Here is a 14,493-nt window from a genome sequence, read left to right as displayed (position 1 = left end):
CAACGATCACCGCGGATCAGGGCTTGACGTTCCGCAGGGCGAAGTCCAGCGCCACCTCCACCTGGCGGATGGTCTCCTCGATGACCAGCGAGCCGTGGCCGGCGTCGAAGCGGTACACCTCGTGCGGCTTGCCGAGCTCGTCGAGGCGCGCCAGGTAGTTGTCGATCTGCCGGATCGGGCAGCGCGGGTCGTTGGCGCCGGCGACGACGAGCACCGGCGCGGTCACGGCCTCGGCGTAGGTGATCGGCGAGGAGCGCACGTAGACGTCGCGCACCTCCTCCGGTGAGCCGCCGAACAGCGCCCGGTCGTAGGCCCGCAGGCCCTCCATCTCGTCCTCGTAGGCGGCCAGGTAGTCGGCCACGGGCACCTCGGCGATCCCGGCGGCCCAGCGCTCCGGCTGGGTGCCCAGGCCGAGCAGGGTGAGGAACCCGCCCCACGACCCGCCCGAGAGCAGCGCCCGCGACGGGTCGAGGAAGCCCTCCTCGACCAGCGCGTCGTAGACCGCCGCGACGTCATCCAGCTCGGTCAGCCCCGGCCGGCCGGTCAGCGCGTCGCGCCAGGCGCTGCCGTAGCCGGTCGACCCGCGGTAGTTCACGTGCACGACGGCGTACCCGGCGTCCACGTAGGCCGCGCGGCGGGCGCGGTAGGAGTCGTCGTCGGCCGCCTCCGGGCCGCCGTGCACCAGGAACGCCGCCGCGTACGGGGGCGGGCCGGCCGGCCGCACCACCAGGGCGTGGACGTCGCCGCCCGGCCCCGGCACCCAGCGGTCCTCCACCGGGTAGGCCGCGGGGGGCTCCTCTCCCGGAGCGGCCAGCACCACCGGCCCGTCGGCCCGCCGGATCACCGGTGGCCGCTCGGAGTTCGACCAGGCCAGCTCGACGGTGCCGTCCGGGCGGGCGGTGGCCCCGCGGACGACGCCGCGCGGGGTGTCCAGCCGCTCCAGGGCCCCGCTGGCGAGGTCGTAGCGGTACAGCTCGCTGCGGGCGGCGTGGTCGTGCCCGACGAGCAGCGCCGAGCCGTCCGGGTACCAGCCGGCGGTCACGTCGCCGGGCAGGTCGAGCACGATCTCGGTCTCGGTGTCGGTGCCGACGTCCCAGACCAGCAGCTCCTCGCGGCCGCGGCGCTCATGGCCCACCAGCAGCCGGCGGTCACCGGGGAGCGGGGCGAACTCCAGCGCGTGCAGGCCGCGGCCCTCGCCGTCCCACTTCTCCGCGACCACGGAGTCGTCGCCGGTGCGCAGCAGCCGCAGCGCCGGGTAGCGCGGGTCGCCGTGCTCGGAGTGCGAGATGACCAGCAGGTCCTCGTCGTGGGTGAGCGCGTCGACCGACGCCGGGTCCTCGTGCCGGTAGACCACCCGCGGCGTGCCCCCGGCCGGTGCCAGCCACAGCTCCGAGCCGTCGTCGGTGGAGCGGCCGAGGGCGACGACGGACGTGCCGACCTCCAGGCCCGCCGGGTAGGCCGGCCCGACCTCGGGGACGGCGACGCGGTCCTCCCCGCCGGCGAAGGGCTGGGTCATCCAGACACCGAACTCGTCGCCGTCGGTGTCGGCGAACCACCAGATCGTCTCGCCGTCCGGGCTCAGCGTGCCGATCAGCGTGCCGTTGGCCCGGTCGGTCGCCTGCCGGTGGGCGTCGGTGGTCCGGTCCCACGCGTACTGCTCGACGACGCCGCTGACGTCGGAGGCGTACAGGCTGCGGTGCGGAGCCTCCAGCGCCCAGTCGGGGAGGCTCACCCGCGGCGCGCGGAAGCGGGCCTGCCAGCGGGCGGTGACCTCGGGGGAGAGGGCGGTCGGCTCGGAGCTCACCGACTCATCTTCCCCCGGCGCCCGCCCCGGCCCCGGCGCCGCCCCGGGCCGGCTCCTCGAGCCGGCGGGAGGTCTCGGCGGCCGCGTCGCGGATGTCGCCGATGAGCCGCTCCAGCACGTCCTCGAGGGCGACCAGCCCCACGGTCCGCCCACCGTCGAGCACGCGGCCCAGGTGGGCGCCGGCGTCGCGCATCGCGGTCAGCACGTCGGGCAGGGCCGCGCCGGGCTGCAGCGGGGTGAACGGGATGACGTGCTCGTCGGCGATGGGCCGGTCGCGGGCCTCGGGCTCCACCCCGAGCACGTCCTTGACGTGCACGTAGCCGAGCAGCGCGCCGTCGTCGTCGCGGACGGGGTAGCGGCTGAACCCGTGCTCGGCGACGACCGCCTCCAGCCGTCGCGGCGTGGTGGCGCGCGGCACGGTGACCAGCCGGTCGAGGGGGAGCAGGACCGCCTCCAGCTCGTCCTGGTCGAAGGTCAGCGCCCCGGCGGCCAGCTCGCCGACCTCGCTGCCGAGCCGGCCCTCCCGCCGCGACTGGCTGATCATCGAGCGGATCTCGGCCTCGTCGAAGCCGGCCGCCACCTCGTCGGTCGGCTGGACGCCGGCCAGCCGGACCATCGCGTTGGCCGCGGCGTTGAACAGCCCGATCACCGGACCGAGCAGCCGGACGAACGCCGCCAGGGGCGGGCCGAGCAGCAGCGCGGCGCGGTCGGGCCCGGCGATGGTGATGTTCTTGGGCACCATCTCACCGAGCACCATGTGCAGCACGGTCACGATCGACAGCGCGATGACCAGCGCGATCGGGTGCAGCAGCCCCTCCGGGACGCCGAGGGCCGCCATCGGCGCCTCGATCAGGTGCGCCACCGCGGGCTCGCCGACCGCGCCGAGGCCCAGCGAGCACAGCGTGATGCCCAGCTGCGCGCCGGCCATCATCGCCGAGACGTTGCGCATCGCGCGGATGGTCTTCCGGGCCCGCGACGAGCCGGCCGCCGCCCGCGGCTCCAGCTGGTCGGGACGCGCGGTGACCAGCGCGAACTCCGCCGCGACGAAGAAGGCGTTGCCCAGGAGCAGGGCGACCAGCACCAGCAGGCTGAGGACGTCGCTCACGCGGCCGGCTCCTTCTCGTCGTCCTCGACGAGCCGGACGGCGGTCGCCCCCGAGGCGTAGCCCTCCCGCATCAGCGCCCGCACCCGGGCCACCCGCCGTCCCTCGATCGTCTCCACGGTCAGCTCCCCGCCCTCGACGGGCACCGTGTCCCCCACGGCGGGCAGGCGCTGCAGCTGCTCGGCGAGGTAGCCGCCGAGCGTCTCGTAGCGGCCCTCGGGCACCGGGACGCCGGTGCGCTCCCGCACCTCGTCGGGCCGCAGCAGCCCGGACAGCAGCCAGGTCTGCGGATCGACCCGGCGCAGCAGCCGCAGCGGGCGGTCGGTCTCGTCGGTGATCTCGCCGACGACCTCCTCCACGATGTCCTCCAGCGTCACGATGCCGTGCGTCGCGCCCCACTCGTCCACGACCAGGGCCATCTGCAGGCCCTCCTCGCGCAGCAGGTCCAGCAGCCGCTCCACCCGCAGCAGCGAGGGAGCGGTGAGGATCGGCACCGCGAGCTCCTCGGCCGGCACGACGTCCCGCTGGTCCTCCGGGACGGCGACCGCGTGCTTGACGTGCACCACCCCGGTGACCTCGTCGAGGCCGGCGCCGTAGAGCGGGAAGCGGGACGAGCCCGAGGCGACCGCCGCGGCGATGACGTCGGCCGCGGTGGCATCGGCGCGCAGCGCCCACATCTGCGTGCGCGGGGTCATCACGTCGGCGGCGACCTTGTCCCGCAGCGCGAGGGAGCGCTCCAGCAGCCGGGCGGCGCGCGGCGAGAGGTCACCCTCCTCGGCCGAGCGCCGGGCCACCGCGGCGAGCTCGTCGGCGCCGCGGGCGGAGTCCAGCTCCTCGCGCGGCTCGAAGCCCAGCCGCCGGACGATTGCGTTGGCCAGGGCCTGGAGGGCGTGGACCAAGACGCCGGCGACCCGGGTGAAGGCGCGCATCCCGGGGGCCACCGCGGCTGCGACGGGCAGCGGGCGGGCGATGGCCAGGTTCTTGGGACCCAGCTCGCCGATCAGCATCTGCAGCGTGGTGGCCAGCGCCAGCGCCAGGCCGTAGGAGACGCCGGTGACCCAGCCGCCGGGCAGCCCGGCCGCCTCCAGCGGGCCGCGCAGCAGCTGGCCCAGTGCAGGCTCGGCCAGGTAGCCGACGACCAGCGTGGTGATCGTGATGCCCAGCTGGGCGGCCGACAGCTGGGTGGACAGCGTGCGCAGCGCCGCAACGACGCCGCGGGCCCGGCGGTCCCCGGACGCCGCGGCCTGCTCGGCCCGCCCGCGGTCGACCGTCGTCAGGGAGAACTCGGCGGCCACGAAGAAACCGGTCAGTGCCGTGAGCACCACGGCGGCGAGGAGGAGCAACCACTCGGTCATCGGAGGGCCCGGTGCCCGGACCGGACCTCCGCCAACCCATGACGCGGCGCACGGACCCCCGGGACGACTCAGGGGCCGCCTCGCGGCGGCCCCTGAGCAGTGTGTCGGGGTGACAGGATTTGAACCTGCGACCTCGTCGTCCCGAACGACGCGCGCTACCAAGCTGCGCCACACCCCGAGGTACGGAGCGAGTCTAGCCGACGCCGACCTCAGGTCCGACGGGCGGTCAGGGTGAGCAGCGTCGCCTCCGGCGGGCAGGCGAAGCGGTACGGCGCGTAGGGGCTGGTGCCCAGACCGGCCGAGACGTGCAGCCAGGTGCCGTGCGGGTTGGTCGCCGACGGCTCGGCCCAGCGGTGCAGCCAGCGGACCCGGTCGCGGTCGATGCCGCAGTTGGTCACCAGCGCGCCGTAGAGGGGCACCCGCAGCTGCCCGCCGTGGGTGTGCCCGCACAGCAGCAGGTCGTGGCCGTCGGCGGCGAAGCGGTCGAGCACCCGCGGCTCGGGGGAGTGGGCCAGCCCGATGCGCAGGTCCGCGGTCGGGTCGGCGGGGCCGGCGACGAGGTCGTAGCGGTCGAGACGCAGGTGCGAGTCGTCGACGCCGGCGAAGACGATCCGCCGTCCGCCCACGACCAGCTCGCCCCGGGCGTTGGTGAGGTCGAGCCAGCCGCGGGCGGCCATGGCGTCGCGCAGGTCGCGCCAGGGCAGCTCGTCGCCGTGCACCCGCACGTGGTCCCGCTTGAAGTACTTGAGCGGGTTCTTCGGCCGCGGCGCGTAGTAGTCGTTGCTGGCCAGCACGAAGGCGCCCGGCAGGTCGAGCAGCGGCTCGAGCGCGCGCAGCGTCCCCGGGACGGCGTCCATCCCGGCCAGGTTGTCGCCGGTGTCCACCACCAGGTCCGGTTGGAGGTCCGCCAGCGAGGCCACCCACTCCTGCTTGGACCGCTGCCCGGCGGTCATGTGCAGGTCGGACAGGTGCAGCACCCGCAGCGGCGCGGAGCCCGGGGCGAGCACCGGGACGTCGAAGCGGCGCAGCGTCCAGCGGGTGCGCTCGTAGAGGGAGGCGTAGGCGATCCCCGCGGTCGCGGACCCGAGGACGGCGGCCGGGAGGGCTGTGGTCGCTCGCACGGAAGCCGACATTACGGGCGCGTCGCCGGAACGCGCCGTGCGAGGCTGGCGCCCGTGTCCGACCTGAAGGAACAGCTGCGCACCGACCTGACCACCGCGATGAAGTCCCGCGACGAGCTGCGCACCGCCACGCTGCGGATGGTGCTCGCCGCGGTCAGCGCGGAGGAGGTGGCCGGCAAGGAGGCCCGCGAGCTCAGTGACGACGAGGTGCAGGCGGTGCTGCGGCGCGAGGCCAAGAAGCGCCGGGAGGCCGCCGAGGCCTTCGCCGGCGCCGGCCGCACCGAGCAGGCCGACCGGGAGCGGGCGGAGGGCGACGTGGTGGCCGCCTACCTGCCCGCGCAGCTGGAGGACGCCGACCTCGCCGCTCTCGTCGCCGACGTCGTCACCCGCACCGGCGCCGGCGGCATGAAGGACATGGGCCGGGTCATGGGCGCGGTGCAGAAGGAGGTCGCCGGCCGGGCCGAGGGAGGCCGGGTGGCCGCCGAGGTGCGCCGCCAGCTGGGCTGAAGGAGGACCCCGTCCTCCTCACCCCTCGCGAGCTCGGGGCGAGCCTCGGGACGGGGCCGGGGGCAGGGGCGGGCCGGCCGGCGGACCGGGTCAGGGGTCCACCGGCCGGTGCTCGTCAGTTCTGCTCGAGGGTGACCGGTCCCTGGTCGGTCGTGCAGACCGTCTCGGTGTCACCGCTGCGGTCCACGGCGGTGCCCAGGACGGCGACCGGCCCGACCTTGAGGCCGCAGAGGTTGGCCGCGACCTGGGCCGCCACCCCGATGTTCACGTCCTCGAGGATCGTCACGTCGCCAACAGCGACGTTGATCAGTCCGTCCTGGTTCGGCTGCGCCGCAGCAGGCGTCGCAGCAGCGACTATCGCCGCTCCGGCGAAGACCGGGACGACGGCCTTGCGTGCCCATGTGCTGACCATGTGGAGCCTCCTTGCTCGTGAGCCGTCCCGGCGCCTCGTGCCGGGTGGAGTACGGCCGTGCATGGGTGAAGACGCCGCTCGCCGAGGCGGGTGACGAGGGCTGCCCGGCCGCTCCTCCCGGTTCCTGTCCTGGTGTCGCCGCTGCTCAGGAACGGTCCCCCGGGTCTCAGCGCGTCGTCAGGACCGGCCGAGGCGACCCGGAGCACCGCGTCATGCACGGGTGGGGAAGGCGTCCACCGGCGGTCCGTTCGGCGCACCGACGGGGGACCCCCGGGCGTACCGTCTCGCGGGTGGTGGCGGTCGAGCCGGTGGGGAGCCCGGGAGGTGACTGCGGGTCTGCGGACGTCGCAGCCCTCATCCCGCTCGTCCGCCGGATCGTGGCGTCCCGCGTCCCCGATCCGGCGACCGCCGATGACCTGGTGCAGGAGACCCTGACCCGCGTCCTCGCCGCCGCCGGCCGGGTCGAACCGGGGATGCTCGAGCCCTACGCCATCGTGACGGCGCGCAACGTCGTCACCTCGATGTGGCGGGACCAGGACCGGCAGCGACGGCACCAGCACCGGGTCGTCGACCTGCGGCCTCCGGAGGCGCCCGACGAGGACGTCCTCGCCCGCGAGGACCGCGCTGCCGTCGCGGAGGCACTCACCCGGCTGTCCGACCGCGAGCGGTCGACGCTGCTCGCCCACGAGGTCTCCGGCCAGGACACCCGGGCCCTGGCGGCCGAGCTCGGGTCCACCGCCGGTGCGGTGGCCGCCCAGCTCAACCGCACCCGCGCCCGGCTGCGGGTGGAGTACCTGCTCGTCTCCGAGCGGGTGGAGCCACCGACGGAGCGCTGCCGTCCCGTGCTGCTGGCCATCTCCGGCGGCGACCGGCGGCGCCAGCGCGAGGTCGACGCCGCCCGCCACCTGCTCGAGTGCGACCTGTGCGCGCGGCTGTCCGAGCCCCTGGTGGGACGCGGACGGTCCCGGGACGACGCGGTGCGCGTCGCCGTGCGCACCGACGCCGACGTCGTCGCCGCCCGGCAGGCCGCTCGTGAGGTCGCCACCCGGCTGGGGTTCTCCACCACCGAGGTCACGCTGATCGCGACGGCGGTGTCGGAGATCACCCGCAACATCGTGCGTTTCGCGGAGTCCGGCGAGGTCGTCGTGGCCGAGTTGCAGGAGCCGCGGAAGGGGATCTCCATCGTCGCCCGCGACGCGGGCCCGGGGATCGCCGACGTCGAACAGGCGCTGCAGGACGGCTACAGCACCTACCAGGGGCTCGGGCTGGGGCTGCCGGGCGCACGGCGGTTGATGGACGAGTTCGCGGTGGTCTCCGAGATCGACCGCGGCACGACGGTGACGATGACGAAGTGGCGGGGAGAGACATGACCAGGTTCGAGGACCCGAGCGTGACCGTGGCTCCGACCGACGCCTCACCCGGCCTCGACGAGCAGGCCCTGTTGCCACAACTGGTGGCGCACCTGCGCGAGCACCGCACCCGGCTCCGCCAGGAGTGGGTCGGCCGCATCCAGGAGACGCACCTGCTGCAGGCGATGACCGCCCAGGAGATGGTGGCCGAGACCACGCTGGTCTACGACAACTACGTCGAGGTCCTGGAGACCGGCAGCGTGGAGGCGCTGCAGCACTACGCCCGCGACCTCTCCGAGCGAATCATCCCGCGGGGCGTGGAGACGCACGAGGTCGTCGGCATCGTGCTCCTGCTGCGCGACGTCCTGGCCAGGTCGCTGTTCGAGAAGTACCAGCGCGACTTCTCACTGCTCAACCGGGTGCTCGACGCCTACGAGCCGGCGGCCAACCGGATCGCGAACACCGTGGCCGTCAGCTTCGTCGAGGAGCGCGAGCGGGTCATCCGGCAGCAGCAGGACTCCATCCGTGAGCTGTCGACGCCGGTGCTGCCGGTCCGTGAGCGGCTGCTGATCCTGCCCATCATCGGGGTGCTGGACCGGGAACGCGCGCGGCAGCTGACCGTGCAGCTGCTCGGTGGCATCCGCACGCACCGGGCGAAGGTCGTCGTCGTCGACATCACCGGCGTCCCGGACGTCGACGAGTCCGTCGCCAACCACCTGGTGCGCACGGTCGACGCCTCGCGGCTGATGGGCGCCAGCGTGATCATCACGGGTCTGTCCCCGGAGATCGCCCAGACGCTGGTCACCATCGGCGTCGACCTGTCGAAGATGAACACCATCGGCGACCTGCAGGGCGGCCTCGAGGAGGCCGAGCGGCTGCTCGGGTTCGCGGTGTCCCGCGAGGACGGGAACGGTGGTCCGTGAACGGTGGCCCGCGGCTCTTCTCGATCCTGCGGCAGGGCCCGTACCTGATCGCGTCGATCCACACCGCCCTGGACGACTCGCAGCTGGTGCGCTTCCAGCAGGACCTGGTCGAACGGATCGGGTCGGACCGTGCGCGGGGGGTCGTCATCGACGTGGCCGCACTCGACGTCCTGGACTCCTTCGCGTCCCGGACGCTGCGCGACATCGGCGAGATGGCCCGGCTGCGCGGAGCGGTGACCGTGATCGTCGGGATCCAGCCGGACGTCGCGTTCGCCATGGTGGAGCTCGGCATGGACACCGGCCGGGTGGTCACCGCACTCGACCTGGAGGAGGGCCTGGCCGAGCTCGACAGCCACGTCACGGCACCGCCGGCGCCGCGCACGTGACGGCACGCGAGACCCTGCTCCGCGACTACCGGGCCGCGTTCCTGCGGTACCTGTCGCGGCGCGAGGAGTCCGCGCTGCACAGCGGCTACCAGCTGGGGCGCGGTGCCCTGGCCGACGGCCGGAGCATGCTCGAGGTCGTCCAGGTCCACCACGACGTCCTCGCCGACGTGCTCCGGGACAGCCCGGCCGCCGAGGTGCCCCTCACCGCCCGGTTGGCGTCGGACTTCCTCGTCGAGGTGCTCGCCAGCTACGACATGGCGCGGCGTGGCCCCGACCCCTGACCGACACGGCCCGCGTCATCCCCGGACGCCGGAGGCGTCTTCCTCTGCGACAGACCACCGTCGATCGCGAGGAGGTGGCGACCGTGACCGTGCACGGCGCCGTCGGCAGCAGTCCGTCCCGGCTCCCCGGAGCACGCGGTGGGGGTCCGGTGCCGCTCCGGCCGTCGTTCGAGTCCCGCCGGGAGTTGCTCGACCTGCTGCGCCGGTACGCCCTCTACGCGGAGACCGCCCGCGTGCTGGACGAGCGGGCCGGACGGTGCACCAGCCCCCACCTCGCCGCGGTGCTGCGGGAACGGGCCGCCGCCCGCCGGCGGGCGGCCGAGCGCGTCCTGGCCGAGCTCCTCCGGGAGGGCGCCACCGTCGTCCCGCGCCGTCCCCCGGGACCCGGGGGGAGCGCGCGGGGCCGGTGACACCGGCCGCGGTGGCCTGACCCGCCGGAGCGGCTCAGCCGTTCGCGCCGGTGTCGCCGCCCCCGGTCCCGTTGCCGGCACCAGCCGTCGGGTCGACCGGAGCCGCGGGGGGCTGCGCGGCCGCCGGTTGCGCGGCCGGGTCGGCCGGCGCCGGCTCGACGGCGGCGGGGTCCGCGGCAGGGGACGGCGTGGGTGCGGTGTCCGGCGCCGTCTGCGATGCCGCTGGAGCCGCGGGCGCGGGAGCAGGGGCGGGGGCGGCCGGTGCGGTGAACGGCACCGGTGCCTGCGCGCTCAGGATGGGCCTCATCGCGTTCCCCCAGATGCCGGCACCCAGCGCGCCACCGAAACCACCGACGTCCTGGTTCTGCAGGGGGCTGAAGACCATCACGCTGGCCGAGTACTGCGGTGTGTAGCCGATGAAGGCCACCGAGTCCCGGTTCTGGTTGGTCCCGGTCTTGCCGGCGATCTGGTGACCGGGGACGTAGGCCCGCGCGCCGGTCTGCCCGCGGAAGCCGGGCTCGACGTCCTTGCGCAGCATCGTGTTCATGGTCGACGCGACCTCGGCCGGGACGGCGTCCGGCGTGCAGTCGCTGCCCTCGAACACCGGCCGGCCATCCACGGTGAGCGGCTCGCCGGTGCGGTCGAGGACGGCGGTGACCGGCGTGGGCTCGCACCGGGTGCCGGTGGCGGCCAGAGTGGCGGCGGAGTTGGCCAGGTCCAGCGGGCTGGTCGCGTCGGTGCCGAACGTGAACGAGCCCCGGTTCTCCGCGATGATCGTCTCGGCCGGGTACTGGTTCGGCGCGTCGAAGCGCATGCCCAGGCGCTGCGCCATCCGCACCGGTCCCTCGACCGAGCCCAGCTGGTCCTCGAGGGCGAGGAAGTAGGTGTTCGACGACAGGTACAGAGCCCGCTCCATGTCGAGCGTGTTCGGGTAGCTGTCGCCCACGTTCACCACGTCGTAGGGGCCGCTCCCGTCCCGGTAGACCCGCGAGACGTACGGCTCGCCAGTGGTGATGACGTGGTTGGGCCCGAAGCCCTCCTCGAGAGCCGCTGCGGCGGTGAAGACCTTGAACGTCGAGCCGGCGCCCTTGCTGGGGACGACGTTGAAGTTGACCGACTCGCACTCGGGGCCGTCGCAGCCGAAGCGGCGGTTGTTCGCCATGGCGAGCACGTGCCCGGTGCCCGGCTCGACGGCGGTGAAGACGCCGACCAGCGGGTCGCCCACCGCCAGGGTCCCGAGCACGGCCTGGTCCCCGGAGCGCTGCAGGTCCGGCCGCAGCGTCGTCTGGATCGTCAGCCCGCCGTCGTCCAGCAGGGCCTGCGACAGGCCGAGCGTCTGGGTGAGGTACTGCTGCACGAAGGCGCAGAAGAAGCCGCCGATCGAGGCGTCGATGCAGCCGTTGGGCGGGACGGCGCCCTGCGCCACCTGCACCGGCTGTGCCGACGCCTCGGTGAACTGGGCCTGGTCGATCATCCCGACGTCCAGCATCCGCTGCAGCACCTGGTTGCGCCGGTTCTGCCCGTTCTCCGGGTTGGTGATCGGGTCGTCGTTCGACGGGCTCTGCACCAGGCCGGCCAGCATGGCCGCCTGCGGCAGGGTCAGGTCGGCGGCATCCACGCTGAAGTAGCGCTGCGCGGCGGCCTGGACGCCGTAGGCCCCCTGGCCGAAGTACACGAGGTTCAGGTAGCGGGTGAGGATCTCGTCCTTGGAGTACTCCTCCTCCAGGGCGAGGGCCATCCGCGCCTCCCGCAGCTTGCGGCCCACGCTCTGCTCGGTGGCCGCCTGTCGTTCCTCGGCGGTGTCGGCGGTCTGCGCGAGGGTCTGCTTGACCAGCTGCTGGGTGAGCGTCGAGCCGCCCTCCCGAACCGAGCCGGCCGCCACGTTGGTCGCCAGCGCCCGCAGCGTGCCCTGCACGTCGAGGCCGTTGTGCTCCTCGAAGCGGGCGTCCTCGATCGCGACCAGCGCCTGCTTCACCACGGGGGCGATCCGGTCGGCGGCCACCGGCGTCCGGTTGTTCCGGTAGAACATCGTGATCAGCGAGCCGTCGGCCGCCAGCACGCGGGTGTTGCCCGCCGGCGTCTCGTCGGTCAGCTCGACCGGCAGGGCGTCCAGCAGCGAGGCGGAGTTGCGCGCGGCGAGACCGGTGCCGCCCACGAACGGCAGCAGCATGCCGGCCACGAGGGCACCGGCGAGGACGATCGTCGCGGCGAGCTTCGCCAGGACCCGGGCGCGATCGGGGGCGTCGGCAGACATCGGCCGCCAATGTACGTGGCGGCGGGCGGCCGAGCCCCCGCGCTCAGCGACGGCGCGCGGGGAGGATGCGCCGCCGTGGCACACCCGTCGGCGTGTCGCCGTCCGGACCGGTCAGCGCGTCGGCCATGACGCGCAGCCCGTCGAGGTCGTGCACGTCGCCGGCGGCGGCCGGCACCGTGCGGACGGCGACCTCCGGGTGAGCGCTGGTGAACCGGTCGGCCAGGTGTTGCTCACGGGTGGCCAGCGTCATCCGCTCGGCGTGCACCCGCAGCGCCCCCGCGGCGAGCTCGGCGCCCTCCCGCCCCGACTCGAGGGCCTCCTCGGCGGCACCGTCGGCCCGGGTCGCCGACAGCGCCGTCGTCGTCGGTGGGTGGGTCCGGTTGACCACCAGCCCGGCCAGCGGCATCTGCTCGGCCGAGAGCCGGTCGACGAAGTAGGAGGCCTCCCGCAGCGCGTCGGGCTCGGGCGTCGCCACGACGACGAACCAGGTGCCCGGCCGGCGCAGCAGCTCGTAGGTGGCGGTCGCCCGCTCCCGGAACCCGCCGAACATGGTGTCCAGGGCGGACACGAACGCGGAGATGTCCCGCAGCAGCTGCCCGCCGAGGATCTTGGAGATGATCCGGCTGAAGAACAGGAAGCCGGCGCTGGCGATCTTGAAGCCGGTGCGGCTCGGCGCGGTGAGCAGCCGGATCATCGTGCCGTCGAGGAAGCGGCTCATCCGGTTCGGGGCGTCGAGGAAGTCCAGCGCCGACCGTGACGGCGGGGTGTCGACGATGATCAGGTCCCACCGGTCGCCGGCCCGCAGCTGGCCCAGCTTCTCCATCGCCATGTACTCCTGCGTCCCGGCGAAGGACGAGGACAGCGCCTGGTAGAAGGGGTTCTCGAGGATCTGCTCGGCACGTTCGGGCGTCGAGTGCGCCACGACGATGTCGTCGAACGTGCGCTTCATGTCCAGCATCATCGCGTGCAGCTCGCCCCGGGCCCCGGGGACGTCGACCCGCCGCGGCTCGTTGTCCAGCTCCACGAGACCGAGGGACTGGGCGAGCCGGCGCGCCGGGTCGATCGTGAGGACGACGACGGTGCGACCGGCCTCCGCCGCGGCCAGCGCCAGGGCCGCCGACGTCGTCGTCTTGCCCACGCCGCCAGCGCCGCAGCAGACCACGATCCGGGTGTCCGGGTCGGTCACCAGCTCAGCGAGCTCCAGCGGCAGCGCCTCCGCCGCGGGCGGTGCCGGCGGCCGCGGGGCCCGGCGGGTGCGCCCGGTCGGCGCCGCCTCGGTCGCCTGGCTCATGCCGCCACCTCGGTCCGCAGGTGCTCCTCCAGCCGGCCGGCGAGCTGGAACAGCGTGCCGAGGTCCATCGGCCCGGGGAGCAGCGGCAGCTCGACCGTCGGCCGGTCGAGCGCCTCGACCTCGTCGCGCAGCTCGTCCTGCGCGGCCCAGCGCCGGGCGTGCTCGGTGGCCTCGGCGGCCAGCGCGTCGGCCAGCCCCGGGACGTCCTGCAGTCCTGCCGCGGCCAGGGCGGGGGCCAGGTCGGCGCCGGTCAGCCCGTCCTGCGCGGCGCGGGCCAGCGCGGGCTCGGGCAGCGCCGGCTCGGTGGCCATGTTCACCACCACCGAGCCGACCGGCAGCCCGGCGGCGGTGAGCTCGGCGATGGCGTCGGCGGTCTCCTGCACCGGCATGTCCTCCAGCAGCGTCACCAGGTGGACCGCCGTCTGCGGCGACTTGAGCACCGCCATGACGCCGTCGCTCTGCGTCTTGATCGGTCCGGAACGGGTCAGCCCGGCCATCTCGCCGGTGACGTTGAGGAAGCGGGTGATCCGGCCGGTCGGCGGGGCGTCGACGACGACGGCGTCGTGGACCGGGCGGCCGTCGTGGCGGCGGGTCACCGCCTCCTTCACCTTGCCGGTGAGCAGCACGTCCCGCAGGCCCGGAGCGATCGTCGTGGCGAAGTCGACGGCGCCCACCCGGCGCAGCGCCCGCCCGGCCCGCCGCAGGTTGTAGAACATCTCGAGGTACTCGAGGAGGGCCTCCTCGACGTCGATCGCCAGGGCCTTGACCACCCCGCCGCCGCGGGCGACGGCGACCCGCCGCTCCTCGTAGGGCAGCGGCGGGGTGTCGAACAGCTGGGCGATGCCCTGGCGGCCCTCGGTCTCCACCAGCAGCACCTGGCGGCCGTCGGCGGCGAGGGCCAGTGCCAGGGCCGCGGCGACCGTGGTCTTGCCGGTCCCGCCCTTGCCGGTGACGACGTGGCAGCGCACGGGGGAGGGGGCGGGATTCACGGACACGAGCCTAGGAGTTGGAGGACCCTCCTGCTCCCCACCGTTCGCAAGCTCACGGCGGGGCCCTGCAGAAGGGCCGCCCACAGGCCCGAGGCGGGCCGGACGGGACCGAGGCGCTGCGCTAGCGTCGCGGCCATGAGCGAATCCGCCCGCGTCAGGTGGGAGTACGCCACCATCCCGCTGCTGATCCACAACACCAAGGCGATCCTCGACTCCTGGGGCGTCGACGGCTGGGAGCTGGTGACCGTGCTGCCCGGCCCGGGCGGGGCCGACCAGCCCGTGGCCTACCTCAAGCGCCCCGTCGGCTGA

The 14,493-nt window shown here is 74.4% G+C and carries 15 protein-coding genes and 1 tRNA gene; 7 read left to right on the top strand and 9 right to left on the bottom strand.

Going from position 1 to position 14,493, the window contains the following annotated elements; translation table 11 throughout:
* Positions 1 to 16: 16 nt before the first annotated feature.
* From BMW27_RS13650 to BMW27_RS13630, 5 genes are all read right to left on the bottom strand, one after another.
* Entirely contained in the window at positions 17 to 1,804 is a 1,788-nt protein-coding gene (locus tag BMW27_RS13650) for a S9 family peptidase (protein ID WP_091445004.1), read from the bottom strand.
* Between the two features lie 4 nt (positions 1,805 to 1,808).
* The gene (locus BMW27_RS13645; RefSeq protein WP_091445002.1) at positions 1,809 to 2,909 is read right to left on the bottom strand and encodes a hemolysin family protein; all 1,101 of its coding nucleotides are present in this window, start codon (positions 2,907 to 2,909) and stop codon (positions 1,809 to 1,811) included.
* A complete protein-coding gene (locus tag BMW27_RS13640; protein WP_091445001.1) occupies positions 2,906 to 4,261 on the bottom strand; it encodes a hemolysin family protein in 1,356 nt (451 codons plus the stop codon). Before BMW27_RS13640 ends, BMW27_RS13645 begins: the two co-directional genes overlap by 4 nt.
* A 104-nt stretch (positions 4,262 to 4,365) precedes the next feature.
* Positions 4,366 to 4,439 (bottom strand) — tRNA-Pro (locus BMW27_RS13635).
* A gap of 31 nt (positions 4,440 to 4,470) precedes the next feature.
* Positions 4,471 to 5,382: a metallophosphoesterase gene (locus BMW27_RS13630; protein ID WP_091444999.1), complete on the bottom strand. Its 912-nt coding sequence runs from the start codon at positions 5,380 to 5,382 to the stop codon at positions 4,471 to 4,473.
* A 54-nt stretch (positions 5,383 to 5,436) separates the two neighbouring features.
* On the opposite strand from BMW27_RS13630, the gene BMW27_RS13625 reads away from it, so the two are divergent.
* Positions 5,437 to 5,889: a GatB/YqeY domain-containing protein gene (locus tag BMW27_RS13625; protein WP_091444998.1), complete on the top strand. Its 453-nt coding sequence runs from the start codon at positions 5,437 to 5,439 to the stop codon at positions 5,887 to 5,889.
* A 115-nt stretch (positions 5,890 to 6,004) separates the two neighbouring features.
* Here the strand turns inward: BMW27_RS13625 and BMW27_RS13620 are convergent, their stop codons facing one another.
* The gene (locus BMW27_RS13620) at positions 6,005 to 6,301 is read right to left on the bottom strand and encodes a hypothetical protein (RefSeq protein WP_091444996.1); all 297 of its coding nucleotides are present in this window, start codon (positions 6,299 to 6,301) and stop codon (positions 6,005 to 6,007) included.
* A 290-nt stretch (positions 6,302 to 6,591) separates the two neighbouring features.
* On the opposite strand from BMW27_RS13620, the gene BMW27_RS13615 reads away from it, so the two are divergent.
* The 5 genes from BMW27_RS13615 (at position 6,592) to BMW27_RS13595 (ending at position 9,650) form a co-directional block, all read left to right on the top strand.
* On the top strand, positions 6,592 to 7,671 hold the full coding sequence (locus tag BMW27_RS13615) for a sigma-70 family RNA polymerase sigma factor (RefSeq protein ID WP_245743551.1): 1,080 nt from the start codon (positions 6,592 to 6,594) through the stop codon (positions 7,669 to 7,671).
* A gap of 20 nt (positions 7,672 to 7,691) precedes the next feature.
* A complete protein-coding gene (locus BMW27_RS13610) occupies positions 7,692 to 8,573 on the top strand; it encodes an STAS domain-containing protein (protein WP_245743549.1) in 882 nt (293 codons plus the stop codon).
* Positions 8,570 to 8,959 (top strand): STAS domain-containing protein, encoded by a 390-nt coding sequence (locus tag BMW27_RS13605; protein WP_091444992.1) that lies wholly within the window; start codon positions 8,570 to 8,572, stop codon positions 8,957 to 8,959. Before BMW27_RS13610 ends, BMW27_RS13605 begins: the two co-directional genes overlap by 4 nt.
* Positions 8,956 to 9,240: a phosphatase RsbU N-terminal domain-containing protein gene (locus tag BMW27_RS13600; protein ID WP_091444990.1), complete on the top strand. Its 285-nt coding sequence runs from the start codon at positions 8,956 to 8,958 to the stop codon at positions 9,238 to 9,240. The genes BMW27_RS13605 and BMW27_RS13600 overlap by 4 nt, the downstream gene beginning before the upstream one ends.
* A 74-nt stretch (positions 9,241 to 9,314) precedes the next feature.
* Positions 9,315 to 9,650, top strand: a complete 336-nt coding sequence (locus tag BMW27_RS13595) for a hypothetical protein (protein ID WP_091444988.1) — start codon at positions 9,315 to 9,317, stop codon at positions 9,648 to 9,650.
* Positions 9,651 to 9,684: 34 nt separating this feature from the next.
* On the opposite strand, the gene BMW27_RS13590 is transcribed toward BMW27_RS13595, so the two are convergent.
* The 3 genes from BMW27_RS13590 to bagA are packed head-to-tail and all read right to left on the bottom strand — an operon-like array spanning position 9,685 to position 14,184.
* A complete protein-coding gene (locus tag BMW27_RS13590; protein WP_091444985.1) occupies positions 9,685 to 11,904 on the bottom strand; it encodes a transglycosylase domain-containing protein in 2,220 nt (739 codons plus the stop codon).
* A gap of 43 nt (positions 11,905 to 11,947) precedes the next feature.
* Positions 11,948 to 13,195: an ATPase BagB gene (gene bagB, locus BMW27_RS13585; RefSeq protein ID WP_217638149.1), complete on the bottom strand. Its 1,248-nt coding sequence runs from the start codon at positions 13,193 to 13,195 to the stop codon at positions 11,948 to 11,950.
* On the bottom strand, positions 13,192 to 14,184 hold the full coding sequence (bagA, locus tag BMW27_RS13580; RefSeq protein ID WP_091445168.1) for an ATPase BagA: 993 nt from the start codon (positions 14,182 to 14,184) through the stop codon (positions 13,192 to 13,194). The genes bagB and bagA overlap by 4 nt, the downstream gene beginning before the upstream one ends.
* A 135-nt stretch (positions 14,185 to 14,319) precedes the next feature.
* On the opposite strand from bagA, the gene sp36 reads away from it, so the two are divergent.
* A complete protein-coding gene (gene sp36 / locus BMW27_RS23430) occupies positions 14,320 to 14,493 on the top strand; it encodes a Sp36 family protein (RefSeq protein WP_012946737.1) in 174 nt (57 codons plus the stop codon).

The organism is Geodermatophilus poikilotrophus, from assembly GCF_900111455.1.
Classification (GTDB): Bacteria; Actinomycetota; Actinomycetes; order Mycobacteriales; family Geodermatophilaceae; genus Geodermatophilus; species Geodermatophilus poikilotrophus.
Note: the sequence above shows the minus strand (reverse complement) of the source record. Positions and strands in the feature narration are given on the sequence as shown.

What these genes read in the sequence shown, in the direction of transcription:
- BMW27_RS13590 (WP_091444985.1), bottom strand. Translation starts at nt 11,904, where the DNA reads ATGTCTGCCGACGCCCCCGATCGCGCCCGGGTCCTGGCGAAGCTCGCC.
- bagB (WP_217638149.1), bottom strand. Translation starts at nt 13,195, where the DNA reads ATGAGCCAGGCGACCGAGGCGGCGCCGACCGGGCGCACCCGCCGGGCC.
- sp36 (WP_012946737.1), top strand. Translation starts at nt 14,320, where the DNA reads ATGAGCGAATCCGCCCGCGTCAGGTGGGAGTACGCCACCATCCCGCTG.
- BMW27_RS13620 (WP_091444996.1), bottom strand. Translation starts at nt 6,301, where the DNA reads ATGGTCAGCACATGGGCACGCAAGGCCGTCGTCCCGGTCTTCGCCGGA.
- BMW27_RS13640 (WP_091445001.1), bottom strand. Translation starts at nt 4,261, where the DNA reads ATGACCGAGTGGTTGCTCCTCCTCGCCGCCGTGGTGCTCACGGCACTG.